Source organism: Thetidibacter halocola (assembly GCF_018224955.1).
GTDB lineage: Bacteria > Pseudomonadota > Alphaproteobacteria > Rhodobacterales > Rhodobacteraceae > Thetidibacter > Thetidibacter halocola.
On sequence record NZ_JAGTUU010000005.1, the window covers coordinates 370,490 to 386,917 of the forward strand.

At 65.7% G+C, this 16,428-nt stretch carries 15 protein-coding genes; 12 read left to right on the forward strand and 3 right to left on the reverse strand.

Translation table 11 applies throughout. From position 1 onward, the window contains the following. Window positions 1-74 precede the first annotated feature (74 nt). The 3 genes from KB874_RS14500 (at window position 75) to KB874_RS14510 (ending at window position 2,583) form a co-directional block, all read left to right on the forward strand. Window positions 75-908: a prephenate dehydratase gene (locus KB874_RS14500; protein WP_212537253.1), complete on the forward strand. Its 834-nt coding sequence runs from the start codon at window positions 75-77 to the stop codon at window positions 906-908. An 86-nt stretch (window positions 909-994) separates the two neighbouring features. Then, on the forward strand, window positions 995-2,047 hold the full coding sequence (locus KB874_RS14505) for an NAD(P)-dependent oxidoreductase (RefSeq protein ID WP_346346557.1): 1,053 nt from the start codon (window positions 995-997) through the stop codon (window positions 2,045-2,047). 56 nt (window positions 2,048-2,103) lie between these two features. After that, the gene (locus KB874_RS14510; protein ID WP_212537255.1) at window positions 2,104-2,583 is read left to right on the forward strand and encodes an FIG domain-containing protein; all 480 of its coding nucleotides are present in this window, start codon (window positions 2,104-2,106) and stop codon (window positions 2,581-2,583) included. Window positions 2,584-2,617: 34 nt separating this feature from the next. On the opposite strand, the gene KB874_RS14515 is transcribed toward KB874_RS14510, so the two are convergent. From KB874_RS14515 to KB874_RS14525, 3 genes are read right to left on the reverse strand one after another with little or no spacing between them, the layout of a single operon-like run. Continuing rightward, the gene (locus tag KB874_RS14515) at window positions 2,618-3,283 is read right to left on the reverse strand and encodes a TadE/TadG family type IV pilus assembly protein (RefSeq protein ID WP_212537256.1); all 666 of its coding nucleotides are present in this window, start codon (window positions 3,281-3,283) and stop codon (window positions 2,618-2,620) included. Between the two features lie 11 nt (window positions 3,284-3,294). Beyond that, complete coding sequence (locus KB874_RS14520; protein WP_212537257.1) at window positions 3,295-3,828, reverse strand: TadE/TadG family type IV pilus assembly protein; 534 nt, start codon at window positions 3,826-3,828, stop codon at window positions 3,295-3,297. Beyond that, window positions 3,825-5,696: a pilus assembly protein TadG-related protein gene (locus KB874_RS14525; protein ID WP_212537258.1), complete on the reverse strand. Its 1,872-nt coding sequence runs from the start codon at window positions 5,694-5,696 to the stop codon at window positions 3,825-3,827. Before KB874_RS14525 ends, KB874_RS14520 begins: the two co-directional genes overlap by 4 nt. 313 nt (window positions 5,697-6,009) lie before the next feature. Between KB874_RS14525 and KB874_RS14530 the strand changes: the two genes are divergently transcribed. The 9 genes from KB874_RS14530 to KB874_RS14570 all read left to right on the forward strand — a co-directional run bounded on the left by KB874_RS14530 (window position 6,010) and on the right by KB874_RS14570 (window position 16,234). Next, entirely contained in the window at window positions 6,010-7,446 is a 1,437-nt protein-coding gene (locus KB874_RS14530; protein ID WP_212537259.1) for a Glu/Leu/Phe/Val family dehydrogenase, read from the forward strand. Between the two features lie 258 nt (window positions 7,447-7,704). Next, window positions 7,705-9,630: a Tad domain-containing protein gene (locus tag KB874_RS14535; protein WP_212537260.1), complete on the forward strand. Its 1,926-nt coding sequence runs from the start codon at window positions 7,705-7,707 to the stop codon at window positions 9,628-9,630. Then, complete coding sequence (locus KB874_RS14540) at window positions 9,627-10,172, forward strand: TadE/TadG family type IV pilus assembly protein (RefSeq protein ID WP_212537261.1); 546 nt, start codon at window positions 9,627-9,629, stop codon at window positions 10,170-10,172. The genes KB874_RS14535 and KB874_RS14540 overlap by 4 nt, the downstream gene beginning before the upstream one ends. Window positions 10,173-10,176: 4 nt before the next feature. Next, window positions 10,177-10,740, forward strand: coding sequence for a TadE/TadG family type IV pilus assembly protein (locus KB874_RS14545; protein WP_212537262.1), 564 nt, complete (start codon window positions 10,177-10,179; stop codon window positions 10,738-10,740). A gap of 112 nt (window positions 10,741-10,852) precedes the next feature. Then, a complete protein-coding gene (locus KB874_RS14550; protein ID WP_212537263.1) occupies window positions 10,853-12,106 on the forward strand; it encodes a sarcosine oxidase subunit beta family protein in 1,254 nt (417 codons plus the stop codon). A 98-nt stretch (window positions 12,107-12,204) separates the two neighbouring features. Next, a complete protein-coding gene (locus KB874_RS14555) occupies window positions 12,205-12,471 on the forward strand; it encodes a sarcosine oxidase subunit delta (protein WP_212537264.1) in 267 nt (88 codons plus the stop codon). After that, window positions 12,461-15,373, forward strand: coding sequence for a sarcosine oxidase subunit alpha family protein (locus KB874_RS14560; protein WP_212537265.1), 2,913 nt, complete (start codon window positions 12,461-12,463; stop codon window positions 15,371-15,373). Before KB874_RS14555 ends, KB874_RS14560 begins: the two co-directional genes overlap by 11 nt. Further along, window positions 15,366-15,911, forward strand: a complete 546-nt coding sequence (locus KB874_RS14565; RefSeq protein ID WP_249200495.1) for a sarcosine oxidase subunit gamma — start codon at window positions 15,366-15,368, stop codon at window positions 15,909-15,911. The genes KB874_RS14560 and KB874_RS14565 overlap by 8 nt, the downstream gene beginning before the upstream one ends. A gap of 26 nt (window positions 15,912-15,937) precedes the next feature. Further along, on the forward strand, window positions 15,938-16,234 hold the full coding sequence (locus KB874_RS14570; RefSeq protein ID WP_212537266.1) for a hypothetical protein: 297 nt from the start codon (window positions 15,938-15,940) through the stop codon (window positions 16,232-16,234). Window positions 16,235-16,428 lie beyond the last annotated feature (194 nt).

The following is a 16,428-nucleotide window of genomic DNA, read 5'->3' on the forward strand; positions in this document are numbered from 1 at the left end:
AGTAGAGCTTCCCTCGGGCCAAAGCAAGATATAGAAGGCGCGACCAAACGACCGGGCAGGGGAGAAAACGCGCCATGACCAAGCGGATCGCATTCCAGGGAGAGCCCGGTGCCTATTCCGACCAGGCCTGCCGCGAGGCCCGTCCCGACCACGAACCGCTGCCGTGTCGCAACTTCGAGGACGTGATCGGCGCCGTCAGGGACGGCCGCGCCGAACTGGCCATGCTGCCGGTGGAAAACACCACCTATGGCCGGGTGGCCGACATCCACCGGCTGCTGCCGGAATCGGGCCTGCGCATCGTCGACGAGGCGTTTGTGCGGGTGCATATCAGCCTGATGGCGCTGCCCGGCGTGCAGATCGAGGACCTGGAGGTGGTGCGCGCGCACCTGGTGCTGCTGCCGCAGGCGGCGTCCTTCCTGTCGCAATACGGCATAAAGGGCGAAGCGGCGGCAGACAGCGCAGGCGCGGCGGCGGATATCGCGCGGACGGGCAACCGCAAGGCGGGGGCGCTGGCCTCGGACCTGGCGGCGGACCTGAACGGGCTGCACATCCTCGCCCGCCACATCGAGGATCACGCCCATAACACCACGCGATTCCTGATCATGGGCAGCAAGCCGGATTACTCGCGCCGGGGCGATCACGGCATGATCACCACCTTCGTCTTCCAGGTGCGCAACATCCCGGCCGCGCTTTACAAGGCGATGGGCGGCTTCGCCACCAACGGCGTGAACATGACCAAGCTGGAAAGCTACATGGTCGGCGGATCCTTTACCGCGACGCAGTTTTACGCCGATATCGAGGGCCATCCCGAGGATCCGCCGGTGAAGCGCGCTCTGGAGGAACTCGACTACTTCACCGACATGCTGGAAATCCTCGGCGTCTATCCCCGCGACCCGCGCCGGGACTGAGCGGTTTCCGCAAGGAGCGGCTGCGCCGCGCCGGATGTCTCGCCGCCTGCCTGCGGCTGGCGGCTCGGGCCGCCCGTGGCGCCGTGGTGCGTTGGCAGGGCCGTCGCGGCGAAGGCGCGCGCCGGCATGTCGCAAACGGATGCGACCTCTCACGACGGTCTGGCGAAGGTCGGGCAAAACGGGAGGAACGGATGCGAGTCGGATTCATCGGTCTTGGGGCGGTCGGCGGAAAGCTGGCGGGTAATCTCATGCGCAACGGTGTGGCGCTGGCGGTGCACGATCTGGATGCCGCGAGGGTGGCGGAGTTCGTGGCCCAGGGGGCGACGGATGGCGGCAGTCCTGCCGCCCTGATGCGGAAGTGCGACGTGGTCATCACCTCGCTTCCCAGCCCGGCCGCGTCCGAGGCCGTTCTGGCCGCGATGCTGCCTGAGATGAAGACCGGCAAGACCTGGATCGAGATGTCGACCACCGATCCGGAGGTGATCGAGCGACAGGCGGCGCAGGTCGCCGCCACCGGGGCCGTGGCGGTCGAGGCACCGGTCTCGGGCGGGTGTCACCGGGCGGCGACTGGCAACATCTCTGTCTTCGTGGGCGGGCCGCGCGCCACCTTCGAGGCGGTGCTGCCGCTGATGACGATCCTCGGGCGCAAGGTGCTGCATACGGGCGACGTGGGCACGGCCTCGCGGCTGAAGGTGATGACCAACTACCTGGCCACCGCCAACCTGCTGACACTGATGGAATCGCTGGTCACGATGAAGGCTGCCGGGCTGGACATGGCCACCACCTTTGAGGCCATCGCCATCAGTTCTGGCACATCCTTCGTGCATGAGACGGAAAGCCAGCTGATCCTGTCGGGCTCGCGCGACGTGGATTTCACGCTGGACCTGGTGGCCAAGGATGTGGGCCTGTTCCAGTCGCTGGCCGAGGCGCATGGCGTGCCGCTGAGCCTGTCGCCGCAGATCTGCGGCATGATCGCCGATGCGCAGGAGAAATTGGGTGCGCGGGCGCAGTCCGACCGGATGATCGAACTGCTGGAAGAGGCCACGGGCCTGTCCGTCCTGGCCGACGGTTTCCCGATGGAACTGGTGGATACCGAGCCGCCCGGTCTTGGCGCGGAATGGCCCGTGCGGCGCGGCTGACTTTCCCTGCCGCCGCTTTGCCGCTATGGGGCGGGAAAGAGGCAGGGAGTCGGGACATGAAAGAGCGGGAACTTGCGGTGATCGAGGCGTCGACGCCGCGTCGGCTGATCGGCGTCGGCTCGATGATGGGGCTGGGGGCGATGCTGCTGTATCTCGCCCTGACGTCGCCGCCGGCAAACATCTTCTGGCACATGTTCCTGATGGCGATGGGGGGAGGATCGCTGGTGCTGGGGCAGTTCACCTGGCGCGCCACCGGCGAGGCGCTGATCCTGACCGAGACCGAACTGCGCGAGCGCAGCGGCACGGTGCTGGCGCGGCTGGACGACGTGGAGCGCGTCGAGCGCGGCATGTTCGCGATGAAACCGTCGAACGGGTTCAACCTGGTGCTGCGCCAGTCCGGCGCGCGCGTCTGGCGGCCGGGCCTGTGGTGGCGGCTGGGCCGCAAGGTGGCCGTGGGGGGTGTCACCTCGGGGTCGCAGACACGGCCCGTGGCCGACATCATCCAGCTGAAGATACAAGAACGCGCCGGGCGGTGAGGCCCGGCGCGCCAATCAGGTTCGGACGAATGCGTCAGCTGTTGTCGGTGCCGCACTCGCTCCACAGCATCGCCGCGACCTCGTCCGAGGTGAGCGTGTTGGCCGACGCGTAATCCTGCACCCGCTGTTCGCAGGTCACGATCTCGCCGGCGCTTTCGCTGCGGCCGCCGGCGACTTGCGGCGTGTAACGCGGGCGGGTGAAGCTGAAGGTGGTGATGTCGAAGGCGTCGAGCCCCACCTTGAACACCGGCGCGTAGTGGTCCCAGCTTTCGACCACGATCAGGTGGTCTCCGTCATGGACGGTGGGCAGGCGATCGCTGAAATCCGACAGGTCGCCCGTGCCGGCATTGCCGCGCACATGGCTCCATTCTTCGGTCCAGCTGTCGGTGTCCTGGTCATAGCTGACCATCGTCAGGCGCAGGCCGCCACCGGTCGCGCCGCTCCGGGTCAGGACGTTGAACAAGCTGAAGGTGCTGTCGACGAAGGGCGCCTCGATCCGGTCGGTCTGGCGCGAGAGCATGTCGCTGATGGCGTAGTTGGCCTTCTGGTTCACGCTCTGCTGGCGAAATACGTCGAAATACACCCAGCCAACCCCGAAAAGCCAGAGCAGGACAGGCAGGACGATGATCGCTTCGGTGGTGATGTCGCCGCGGGTTTCCCTGGCGAAACCACGAAACCATTGGGTCAGGGATCGGGTCATGGCCTCGCTCCTCAATCGGGTTCGTGCACGAAGGCGGTTGCGGAAACGAGGCCGGTATATCCGTTCTCGTCCTTGGGCAGGCCGGCGCCCAGCGTGCCAAGCGGGGTCAGCGGCTTGAACTTGTAGCAGGCGCGCAGCAGCATGACGTCATGCGCACCGGCATGGTCGAACTTGCGGTGCGGCGTGACGGTGGTCGAGGTTTCCACGCAATCGGCCTTGGCCGGCGGTTCCTGCCACGCGAGCATGTTCAGTTCGATCATCTCGAGTTGCAGGTTCTGCATGCAGTTCGTCAGGATCGATGCCTTGTCGCAGATCGCGCTCTTGAGCGTGACCGGATCGCCGGGCAGCGCGCCGATCTTGAGCGAGCGCACCGACTGGTCGACGGCGCGTTCGAGGATCGAGTGGCGCACCGTGACCGAACCCAGTTCGATCGACGAGACCATCAGGCCGATGAAGACTGGCGCCCACAGCGCGAAGGGCACGACCATCGAGCCGTCCTCGCAAGTGCGGAAGCGCCGCAAGGAAGTGGTGATGTTGCGGATCATTGTGTCAACCTCAGTTCGGTCACGATGCGGCCGATGCTGGAGAAGGTCTGGCTCAGCTCGTCGCCTTGCACGTCGTAGTAGTGCGAGTCGGAAGAGGCGCAGTCCTGCATGGCCTGAAGTCCGCGTGCCGGCGCCTCGACCCCGATCGCGTAAACCTGGATGCCTTCGTCACGGGCGACGCCGCAGATCCGCGACAACCGGTCGTCGGCCTGGTTGCCGTCGACGATGGCGCCATAGGCGTAGTAGGCGTTGGTATAGTCGCTGTAGCTGGCGTAGCCATCATTGTAGGCTTGGCGGACATGCGTGTTGGCGTATGTCCGCATGTTCATCAGGCCGTAAAGATCCTGGTAGGCGATCTGCACCGGACCGGCATAGGTGCCAACCCCGGTCAGTGGCTCACCTTCGAGCAGCGCTTTCTTGTATTGGCCGAAGTTCATTCCCAGGATGGCAAGGACGGTCGACTTGAACGCCTGGAATGTGCTGCGACCCATGCCCTCTTCCGTCGTGCCGAAGGGATGCGCCCTGCCTGTGCCGGGAATGATCCGTTGCACGCCGGTCGTCGTGACCGGCACGGGTTGGTTCAGCGTGGCGTCGAACGGGCCAGAGCCATAGGCCGCGGTCCGTCCCATCGACCGGCGATGCGGATAGTAGAACACGTCCTGGGTCGTCCCCGGCTTGTCCACCACGCGGATGGAATAGATGTAGTCGCGTGGGTCGGCGCTGCCGCGTGTGTCGACCCAGACCGGCGAGGCGGCGTGCTTGATCGTCGGCTTGAGATCGTATTGCGTGGTGTTCTGACCGTCGGTCATCACCACGAGATACTTGTTCGTATACGGGTCGTCGAAGCGCGCGGGCAGATCGGCCGCATAGGGCGTGTCGATCAGGCCATCCGCGGCCATCTTCATGATCGCGGGATTGATCGCGGGGTCGAGCAGGGCAGAGCCCCATTTCACACCCAGGTCGATTGCCGTGTTGCCGCCGGCCTGAAAAGCGTCGATCCGGGCCTTCAGTGCCTCGGCGTCGGTGCTGTGGATCATCAGCGCGGCCGTGTCACCGGTCGGGCACCAGGGCCGGTCGACCAGCCCGTTCGCGTTCAGCGGGTTGTTCAGGTCGAAATGCGAAAGCTGGGTCAGCGACCGGGTCGGGTCGATCGCGGTGGTCGAGAAGGTGTCATCCTCGAACAGGGCGCAATTGGAATAGTCGTGCAGACCCTCAAGGTTGAAATAGGGCGCCAGCGTCGTGCCGACGTTGACCGTCGCGTTGTAGGGCACGATCGACACCGAGACGCGACCGCTTTCGTCCCATTCGGGAAGGACGAGGTCGATGAAATCCTTGGCCGCGTCCTTGAGCTGCTGGATCTTGACGCCACTCATCGAGCCTGAGACGTCCAGCACCAGCGAGATCTCGGTCCGCGCGCGGGCGTTCTCGGCCGCTGCCAGACCGTCGGCTTGCAGCGTGTCGATCCCCAGCAGGCCGAGGAAGTTCGACGGCATCGTCTGGTGCCCCGCGGCATCGACGAACTTCGCACCGCGCGTTTCGGTGACGCTGACCTCTGTCAGGGCGTCCGACATGCCCATGGCGGCGAAATAGGAGTGCACAACCGCCTCGGGGCCCATCTCGTTGTCGAGATCAGCGGCGGCGAGCACGGCACGGTCGAGGGTGTTCTGCAACTTCGTGCGCTTGAGTTCGGCATGCATCATGTCGATGCCTATGCCGCCAAACACCATCATCACCAGGGCACCGGCAAGTGCCAGGTAGGACATCGCACCATCCTGTTCGGACCAGAAACGGCCCAGCCATCCGCCCGTCGCGGAAAGGCGCAAGGGACCAAGCCCCACCTTTCCGATCAATTCCATGCGTTTCGACATTACAAACCTTCCTGCCCTTCGGGTGCGGCCACGGTGACCGCCTGGTCGACCTGAGGGGTGTGCAGACAGAACCTTTTATGCGATTTCAAAATGGCGGAAATTGGGCGGTTTGAATCGTAATTTGCTTGAATTTTAATAATCTCGAATACAGTCCAATTCGATTTTATTTTTTGTTTCACCGGCAAGAACAATACAGCGCTTAAAGACTCCGTTTTCGGGCGATTTTACGGCTCGACCTGCAATCTGGGGGTGCGCGCGGGGCGTAAGCCAGCCTATGCTGATCGAGCCGGACCGATCAGCAAAAGGAGCCGCCATGGCCCAGATTCCGACCAGCGAACCCTCGTTCCGGGATTCCGTCGACCTCATGTTCAACCGCGCCGTCGCGCTGATGGACCTGCCACCGGGGCTGGAGGAGAAGATCCGCGTCTGCAACGCCACCTATACGGTGCGCTTCGGCGTTCGGTTGCGCGGCGGCATTCAGACCTTCACCGGCTACCGTTCGGTCCATTCCGAGCACATGGAGCCGGTCAAGGGCGGCATCCGCTATGCGCTCTCCGTCAACCAGGACGAGGTCGAGGCGCTGGCCGCGCTGATGACCTACAAATGCGCGCTGGTCGAGGCGCCCTTCGGCGGCGCCAAGGGCGGACTGTGCATCGATCCGCGCGCCTGGGACGAGCACGAACTGGAACTCATCACCCGCCGTTTCGCCTATGAACTGGTCAAGCGCGACTTGATCCACCCGGCGCAGAACGTGCCCGCCCCGGACATGGGCACAAGCGAACGCGAGATGGCCTGGATCGCCGATCAATACGCGCGCATGCACACCAACGACATCAATGCCCGCGCCTGCGTGACGGGCAAGCCGCTGAACTACGGCGGGATCGCGGGCCGGGTCGAGGCGACGGGCCGTGGCGTGCAATTCGCCTTGCGCGCCTTCTTCCGCCACCCCGAGGACGTGGCGCAGGCCGGTCTTGTCGGCGGGCTGGAGGGGAAACGCGTTATCGTTCAGGGGCTTGGCAATGTCGGTTACCACGCCGCACGGTTTCTGCGCGACGATGACGGCTGCATCGTCACCGGCATCGTCGAACGGGACGGCGCGCTGTTCAAGGCCAGTGGGTTGGATGTCGACGCGGTGCGCGACTGGCTGGTGAAGCATGGCGGGGTCGCGGGATTCCCGGATGCGCGCCACAGCGCCGAGGGCGCCGCGGTGCTGGAGGAAGACTGTGACATCCTCATTCCAGCGGCACTCGAGGGAGTCATCAACCTGTCCAACGCACATGCCCTCAAGGCGCCGCTGATCATCGAGGCGGCCAACGGCCCGATCACCGCGGCCGCCGACGATGTCCTGCGCGGTCGCGGCACCGTCATCATACCCGACCTCTATGCCAATGCCGGCGGGGTGACCGTATCCTACTTCGAATGGGTCAAGAACCTTGGCCACATCCGCTTTGGCCGGATGCAGCGCCGCCAGGAGGAGGCGCGCCATCAGCTGGTCATCGACGAGCTCGAACGGTTGTCGGCAGATACCGGAATCGGCTGGACGCTGTCCCCGGACTTCAAGCAGAAATACCTGCGCGGCGCGGACGAGCTGGAGCTGGTGCGCTCTGGGCTCGACGACACGATGCGTGGCGCCTACGACGCAATGCGCCAGGTCTGGCATGGCCGCGACGACGTCACCGACCTGCGCACCGCGGCCTACCTGGTGGCGATCGGCAAGGTCGCGGCCAGCTACCGGTCGAAGGGGCTCTGACCCCCGCCGCCGCGCAGTCTTGTCCCTTGCGAATCGCCTATTCCGGGCGCCCCGGGAAAAAAGGACGCTCCAAACGACTTCGCCGGAAATGCCCCATTTCGGTCGGACGCACCATTTCGTTTTCATATAAATAAACTGAAATCTGAGGCGTTGAACTTTTTCTTGCCACAATTCGATACCGATTCCTGCCCAATCGTAAATTTATCCATTTGTTAACTTCCGGCGTTTCGGCACGGAAATTTGCAAGGAGAAAAGATCATGCGAACGCAACGCGGGGGCGCGTCGACTTTCCTCGGATCGGAAGAGGGCAACATGACGGTGTTTTCCGTCTTCATGACGGTCCTGATTCTGATGATAACCGGGGCGGCCGTCGACATCATGCGGTTCGAGGCAGTACGCGCCGAGATGCAGTCCACCATGGACCGCGCGGTGCTTGCCGCCGCGGACCTCGACCAGCAGCAGGACCCTGTGGATGTGGTCAACGACTACATGAACAAGGCGGGTCTGGCCGGCGTCATGTCCGGTGTTCACGTGGAAGAAAGCGCCACCGCCCGGACGGTCACCGCCTGGGGTGACGGGGTGCTCGACACCATCTTCCTCGGCATGTCGGGTTTCGACACGCTGACCGCCCCGGCGCTGTCCTCGGCCGAGGAGCGGATCTCGAACGTCGAGATCTCGATGGTTCTCGATATCTCGGGATCGATGCGCTTCAACGACCGCATCAACAAGATGAAGCCTGCCGCGCAGGCCTTTGTCGACAAGGTGATGGACGAGGATTCGAACGGCGTGACCACGTTGAACCTCGTGCCGTTCGCCGGCCACGTGAACCCCGGCAACACGCTCTTCAACTACTTCCGCGGCGAACGCCCGAAGATCAAGAAAGAGAACAACGGCTGGGGCAACGGCGACCAGGACGCGCCCGGCAACTCGCTGTGCAACAACAATGCAGAGAACGCCTACGAAGGGTCGCAGGATCCGTCCTGCCTCGCCGAAGGCGGCGTGTTCGATCCCGGCAAAGGCCATTTCATGCCTTGGCCGCAGGCCATCTCGAACGTGGTCTACTACTTCGACACCGATGGTGATGGCGTCTACGACCGCGCCCACAAGGTGGAAGGCTTCCCGGAAAGCGCATCGCGCGACGCGGACGACTTCTTCAAGGGCACGGTTGCGTTCCTGATCGCCAACAACTCCGAACTCACCGGACCGGAAACCTTCCTTGGCGCGTCGATCAAGGGTGGAAACACCAAGACGCAGTACTTCCAGGTGAAAGGCAACGAGAACGGCGACAACAACGACCTCGGCCCGACCAAGAACCAGGGCAAGATCCCCGGCAAGACCTACAGCTATGGCAGCATCGATTTCGTGACCTGGGAAGCGAACTACGTCTCGCCCAACGCCGAACTCGCGCAACAGATCGCTGCCGAACAGGACGCTGGCATGCCGCCGGGCCAGTCTGCCAAGCAAAACATCAACATGCCAGGATCGTGCGTCGAGATCTATTCGGCGGAATTCTCGAACACCAACATGCCGACATCCAGCGACTATGTCCCCCACTTCATGTACTGGCCCATCGCCGCGGACGTGATGGACTGGGGCTGGTGCCCGGACGAGGACACGGCGATCCAGTACTACTCGGATGACAAGGAGGCGCTGAAGCAGTTCATTGGCGGCATGCGGATGCACGATGGCACCGGCCTGCACTACGCGATGAAATACGCCCTCTCGCTTCTGGATCCCAGCACCTCGGACGCGGTCAGCTATCTGATCGAGAGTGGACTGGTCGCCCCGCGTTTCCAGGGCCGACCGATCGCCTGGAACGACCCCGAGACCGAAAAGTTCATCGTTCTCATGACCGACGGCCAGACGACCGAACAGGTTCGCCCCCAGGATCCGCGCGCCGCGATCAACGGCACGGTGGAACTGCAGAACCAGGGCAGCAGCAGCTGGCAGACCTTCTCGACCCAGTCCAACAACGTCGGCCAGTTGATGCAGCAATGCGACCTCGCGAAATCCCTGGGCGTGACGGTGTTCACCATCGCCTATGAAACCAACCAGGCTGCCGCCGACGACATGCGCGAATGCGCCTCGTCTGAAAGCCACTTCTTCCACGTCACCGGCGACGAGATCTATGACGCCTTCGACATCGTGGCACGGCAGATCAACAACCTGAGGCTGATCCAATGACCGGTATCCTGACCCAGTCCCACCGCTTCCTGCGCCGCTTTCGCAAGCAGGAGGATGGCTCCTCCACCATCGAATTCGCGCTCTACTTCACCGTGTTCATGATGGTCCTCGCCGCCGGCGTCGAGATCGCCTACCTCAACCTCCGGCACGCGATGCTGGAACGCGGGGTCGATCTGGTGGCGCGGGAAATCCGGCTCAACACCGGGCACATCCCCAGCTACACCGAGGTGCGCAACGAGATCTGCCAGTTCGCGACGGTTCTCGACGAGTGCGAAGCGAACCTGCGGCTCGAGATGGTGCAGGTCGACCCGCGCGAGTTCGCCGGTCTGCCGACACCGACGGACTGCCAGAACGCCGCCCAGGATCCGCGCCCGGTCCGCAACTTCGTGCCCGGTCAGGACAACGACCTGATGCTGATCCGCGCCTGCCTGAAGTTCAAGCCGATGATCCCCACGACTTCTCTTGGGGCCCAGTTCAACGTCGACCAAGACGGGTATGCCCAGCTTCTGGTGACATCCGCCTTTGTCCAGGAACCGAGGTAAGACCATGTTCGCCAAGTTTTCCAACCTCCTGCGGCGTTTCCGCCGCGACCAGTCCGGCAACGTGACGATCGAGACGGTCATCTGGGTGCCGCTGCTGATCCTGATACTGGGAGCGACCTTTTCCTTCTACGAGGCGTTCCGGCAGAAAAGCCTGAACACCAAGGCCGCCTTCACCATCTCGGACGCGCTGTCGCGGGAAACCGATCCGATCGATGACGAGTACCTAGATGGCATGCTGTCGCTGCTCGAATTCCTGACCGACTCCAGCGGCCCTTACAGCATGCGCGTCACGATGGTGCGCTTCAGCGACGACGACGGCTACCTGATCGACTGGACCCAGGCGCGCGGCGGCTTCGACACGCTTGACGATGCGACGCTGGCCTCGATGGAAGAGAACCTGCCCAAGCTGCTGAACAACGAAAGCGTCATCGTCGTCGAGACGCAGACGGAATACACGCCGACCTTCGAGGTCGAGTCGCTGCAGCCGCAGAACTTCTACAACTTCGTCTTCACCCGCCCGCGTTTCGCGCCCAAGCTGGTGTGGAAGGAAAGCACGCCCGCGGCATAAGTCGCGCCTGCGACAGGTTCTGTCGAAAAACGGCGACCCGGACCCGTCCGGCGCCTGCTACCAAACCCGGGGGCGGTCCTGCCGCTCCCGGGTTTCGTTTTGCGGGGACGGCATGGGATTCTCAGGCTGGCGCATCCTGCGCGAGGGGCTGACCGGCAATCGCGGCTGGCGGCCCCATTGGCGTGACCCGGCACCGAAATCCTCTTATGATACGGTCATCATCGGCGGCGGCGGACATGGCCTGGCCACGGCCTATTACCTGGCCAGGGAACACGGCCTGACCGATGTCGCCGTGCTAGAAAAGGGCTATCTCGGCGGCGGCAACGTCGGGCGCAACACCACCATCGTGCGCGCCAACTACAACCTGCCCGGCAATTCCGAGTTCTACTCGCATTCCCTGAAGCTGTGGGAAGGGTTGGAGCAGGACCTGAACTTCAACGCGATGATGAGCCAGCGCGGCGTGCTGAACCTGTTCCACTCGGACGGCCAGCGCGACTATGCGGCGCGGCGCGGCAATTCGATGATCAACCAGGGCGACGACGCGGTTCTGCTCGACCGCGAGGGCGTGCGCCGGATGGTGCCCTACCTGGATTTCGACCAGGGCCGCTTTCCGATCTACGGCGGGCTGTTCCACCCGCGTGGGGGCACGGCGCGGCACGATGCGGTGGCCTGGGGCTATGCGCGCGGCGCGGATCGTCGGGGCGTCGACCTGATCCAGAACTGTGCGGTGACGGGGATCGACATCGAGGGCGGGCGCGTCACCGGCGTGCAGACCACGCGCGGCGCGATCCGCGCAAGGCGCGTGGGCATCGTCGTCGCCGGACGGTCAAGCCAGGTCGCGGCGATGGCCGGGATGCGCCTGCCGATCGAGAGTCACATCCTCCAGGCCTTTGTCACCGAGGGGCTCAAGCCGGTGATCGACCATGTCGTGACCTTCGGCATGGGGCATTTCTACATCAGCCAGTCCGACAAGGGCGGGCTGGTCTTTGGCGGCGACCTGGATTTTCACGCCTCCTATGCCGCTCGCGGCAACCTGCCCATGGCCGAGCACGTGATGGAGGCGGCGATGACCCTGATGCCTGTGATCGGCAAGGCGCGGGTGCTGCGATCCTGGGGCGGGATCATGGACATGTCGCCCGATGGCTCGCCCATCATCGACCGGACGGAAGTCGAGGGGCTCTATTTGAATTGCGGCTGGTGTTACGGCGGGTTCAAGGCCGTGCCGGGATCGGGCTTTTCCTTTGCCCACCTGATCGCGACGGGGCGTCCGCATGAACCGGCGGCGCGGTTCAGGCTGGACAGGTTCGCAACCGGGCGCGGCTTGATGGACGAGGAGGGCACCGGTGCGCAGCACAATCTGCACTGAGCCGCCCGTGGCACGGGTCGCCAGCGGGGGCCAGCCCCCGCACCCCCGGAGTATTTGGAACAAGAAGAAGGGCAGGATCAGCCTGGCGGGAGGGTGTCTTGAGGATTGACTGCCCGCTCTGCGGGGCGCGCGATCGGCGCGAGTTTTCCGTGCTTGGCGATGCCGCGATGGCGGTTCGGCCCGAGGTTGGCGCGGATACGCAGACCTGGTCGGACTGGCTGCATCTGCGCGACAACACGGCCGGGCGGTTGCGCGAGCTGTGGTATCATGAGGGCGGCTGCGCCGCCTGGCTGGTGGTGGAGCGCGACACGGTGAGCCACGCGGTCCACGGCGTGTCGCTGGTCGGGGCGTCGGATGCGGATTGAGGGCAGGGGGCGGGTCGATCGCGGCACGCCGCTGCGCTTTCGCTTTGACGGGCGGGAGATGGAGGGCTTTGGCGGCGATACGCTGGCCTCGGCGCTGATGGGCGCCGGGGTGGGGGTGGTGGGCCGCAGCTTCAAGTATCATCGGCCGCGCGGGGTTCTGACCGACGGCAGCGCCGAGCCCAACGCGCTGGTTACCATCGGCGACGAGCCCAATATCCGCGCCACGATGCAGCCGCTTTTTCACGGGTTGCAGGCGGTCAGCCAGAACCGCTGGCCGTCATTGGGTTTCGACCTGATGGCGGTGAACGACCTCGCCGCGCCCTTCCTTGGCGCCGGGTTCTATTACAAGACCTTCATGTGGCCCCAGCGCTTCTGGGAGAGGCTTTACGAGCCGATGATCCGCCGGGCGGCGGGGCTGGGCGCGCTGTCGGGGAAGCCGCCGGAGGAGCATTACGAGACCGCGTTCGCCTTTTGCGACCTGCTGGTGATCGGGGCCGGGCCCGCCGGGTTAATGGCGGCGCTGACGGCTGCGCAGGCAGGGGCCGAAGTGATCCTGTGTGACGAGGACGCGGCGCCGGGCGGGCGCCTTCTGGCCGAGGTCGAGGATGTTGGCGGCGTGGCGGGGCACCTCTGGGCGGCGGGCATGGCAGAACGGCTGCGCGGCCTTGGTGTCCGGGTAATGCCGCGGACCACGGTGACGGGAGCCTATGACCAGGGCACCTATGGCGCGCTGGAGCAGGTCGTGCCGGCGGGCGTGCACCCGGGCGGGGCGCCACGTGAGTGTTTCTGGCGGATCGCGGCGCGTCGGGCGGTTCTGTGTACGGGGGCTCTGGAGCGGCCCATCGCCTTTCGCGACAACGATCGGCCCGGCGTGATGCTGGCCGGCGCGCTGAGGGCGTATGTCAACCGCTGGGGTGTGGCGCCGGGGCGGCGGGTGGCGGTCTTTGGCAACAACGACGACGCGCATCGCACGGCACGGGACGCAGCAGCGGCGGGGCTGAAGGTCGTGGCGCTGGTGGATTCCCGTCCCGATGCGGTGAACCTGGCGGGCGACGTGCCCTTCATGCCGGGATGGCAGGTGACACAGGCCATCGGACGCGGCGGTCTGCGGGCGATCCGGCTGGCCGGGCCGGGCGGCCGCGGGCGGATGCTCGAGGTCGACGGGCTCGGCGTATCGGGCGGCTGGAACCCGTCGGTTCACCTGACGAGCCACATGGGCGCGCGCCCTGTCTGGGATCCGGGCCTCGCCGCCTTCGTTCCGTCCGAGGCCGCAGTCCCTGGGATGAGCGTCGCGGGATCGGCGCGCGGACGGATGGGAACGGCGGCCTGCCTGCGCGACGGGGCCGAACGCGGGGTCGAGGCGGCGGGCGAGTTGGGCCTGCGCGCGTCGATGCCCGATCTGCCCGAGGCCGGGGACGATCTCTTGCGCCTGCGCGCGCTTTGGGCGGTGCCGGGCAAGGGGCGGGCCTGGGTCGACTTTCAGAATGACGTGACCGTTAAGGACGTGCGCCAGGCGGCGTCTGAGGGCTATGGCACGGTCGAGCACATGAAGCGCTATACGACGCAGGGCATGGCCACCGACCAGGGCAAGAGTTCGAACGTGGTCGCGCTGGCTCTGCTGGCGCAGGCGACCGGGCGGGACATTCCCGGGACTGGCACGACGACCTTTCGCCCGCCCTTCGTTCCGGTCTCGATTGCGGCCATGGGCGCGGGCGGGCGCGGCAAGCGCTTTGCGCCCGAGCGGCGGACGACCACGGATGCGCTCAGCCGCGCGATGGGCGCGCCGATGATCGAGGCGGGTCTGTGGTATCGGTCCGCCTACTTCCCGCGCGAAGGCGAGACGACATGGCGGCAGGCCTGCGACCGCGAAGTGCGCATGGTGCGGCAGACGGTGGGGGTCTGCGAGGTCTCGACGCTTGGCAAGATCGCGGTGTCGGGGCCGGAGGCTGGGCGGTTCCTGGACCTCGTCTATACCAACACGATGAGTACGCTTGCCGAGGGCAGGGTGCGCTATGGGCTGATGCTGCGCGAAGACGGTCACGTGATGGATGACGGGACGGTTTCGCGTCTTTCCGCGCATGATTTCCTGTTGACGACCACGACTGCGGCGGCAGGGCAGGTGATGCGGCACCTGGATTTCGTGCAGCAGGCTTATGCGCCCCGGATGGCTTTGCGCCTCGTGTCGGTCACCGAGCATTGGGCGCAATTCGCCGTTGCGGGGCCGCTTGCGCGCGGCGTTGTCGATGGTCTGCTGGATGCACCGATGGGGGATCTGCCCTTCATGGGCTGTCGCGCGGTAACGGTGGGCGGCGTCGGTGCGCGGCTGTTCCGGATCTCGTTCAGCGGCGAGTTGGGGTTCGAGATCGCGGTACCCGCGCGCTATGGCGAGAGCCTGTTCCGGGCGTTGCTGGGGAGGGCCGAGGCGCTGGGCGGTGGGGCCTATGGGCTGGAGGCGCTGAACGTGCTGCGGATCGAGAAGGGGTTCCTGACCCATGCCGAGATGCATGGCCGAGTGACGGCCTTTGACCTTGGGATGCACCGCATGATCGCGCCGGGCAAGGACTGCATCGGCAAGGCGCTGGCGTCGCGGCCGGGATTGGTGGCCGAGGATCGCGAGATGCTGGTGGGTCTGTGGGTCGCCGGGGACAGGGCGCCGCTGGCCGGCGCGCACCTGTTTGCCGAAGGGGCAAGTCCGGTGTCGGAGAACGACCAGGGCTATGTCACATCGGCCTGCTGGTCGCCGACGCTGGAGCAATGGCTGGCGCTGGGGTTCCTGAAGAATGGTCGGGCGCGGCAGGGTGAGAGGCTGCGAATGGTCGATCACCTGCGGCGGCTCGATGTCGCCTGCAACGTGGCCGAAGCGGTGGCCTTCGATCCCGATGGAGGGCGGATGCGTGGTTGATCTGATCGCAAGCGACCCGTGGGCGGGGCTGCTGCCGGTCCAGGCCGGCGCGGCCCGGCTGGAGGCTGTCGATCCCGGTCCGCTGGCGCTGCTGGCGCCCTGGCCGAGAGCGGAGGAGGCGATGAATGCCGCGCTGCGCGCCGCGCATGGGCCGGGGTTCCCGGCGCCGGGGCGGATCGAGACGTCGGGTGCGGCGCGGGCGATCTGGTTCGGGCGCGGACAGGCCCTGCTGGCTGGTGTCGTGCCGGACCCGTCGCTCCGGGCGCATGGGCTGGTAGAGGATCAGTCCGACGGTTGGGTGGTGGCCCGGCTGACCGGGGATGGCGCGCTGGATGTGCTGGCGCGGCTGGTGCCGGTCGACCTGCGGCGGTTGGGACCGAAAGGGGTGGTTCGCACGATGCTGGGGCACATGAATGTCGCGATCCTCGGCACATCGGGCGGGGTCGAGATCCTGGCCTTTCGCTCGATGGCGGGAACCCTTGCGCATGAAATTGCCGACGCGATGCGCGCGGTTGCCGGGCGGGCGGCGCTGGGCTAACTCTCCGCGCAAAGGAGTTCTGCCCGATGCGTCTGATCCTCGCCCCCGTTCTTGCCCTGTCGCTGCTGCCCGTCCCGGCCCTGGCCCAGGACGACAAGGAGACCCTGTGCCGTGAACGCGCCGACCTCGTCATCGAGGCGTTCAACGCGCGACGTGCGGGAGATCGCGAGGGCAAGGTGCGGCGCGACCTCCAGTCCAAGCTGGACCGGACGGCGGGCGAGATGCTGGCCGCCTTCGTCTTTTCCGTGCCCGAGGCGCAGCTGACCGACGAGCAGATCGCCGGCGCGGGCGCGATGTTCTTCGAGCAATGCAAGGGGCTGTGACGGCCTGATCCCATGGTGCGGCTGCGCCGCGCAGGGCATCTCGACCTGCGCTGGCGCTTCGGCCTCGGGCCTGCGCCTTCGGCTTGGCCGTCGGGGGCTCTGCCCCCGTCGCCCGTGCCGGGCGATCCCCCCGGAGTTTGCCGGCAAGATGAAGCGGCGCTGGACTCGGCCCGGGCTGCGCGAGATATAGGTAG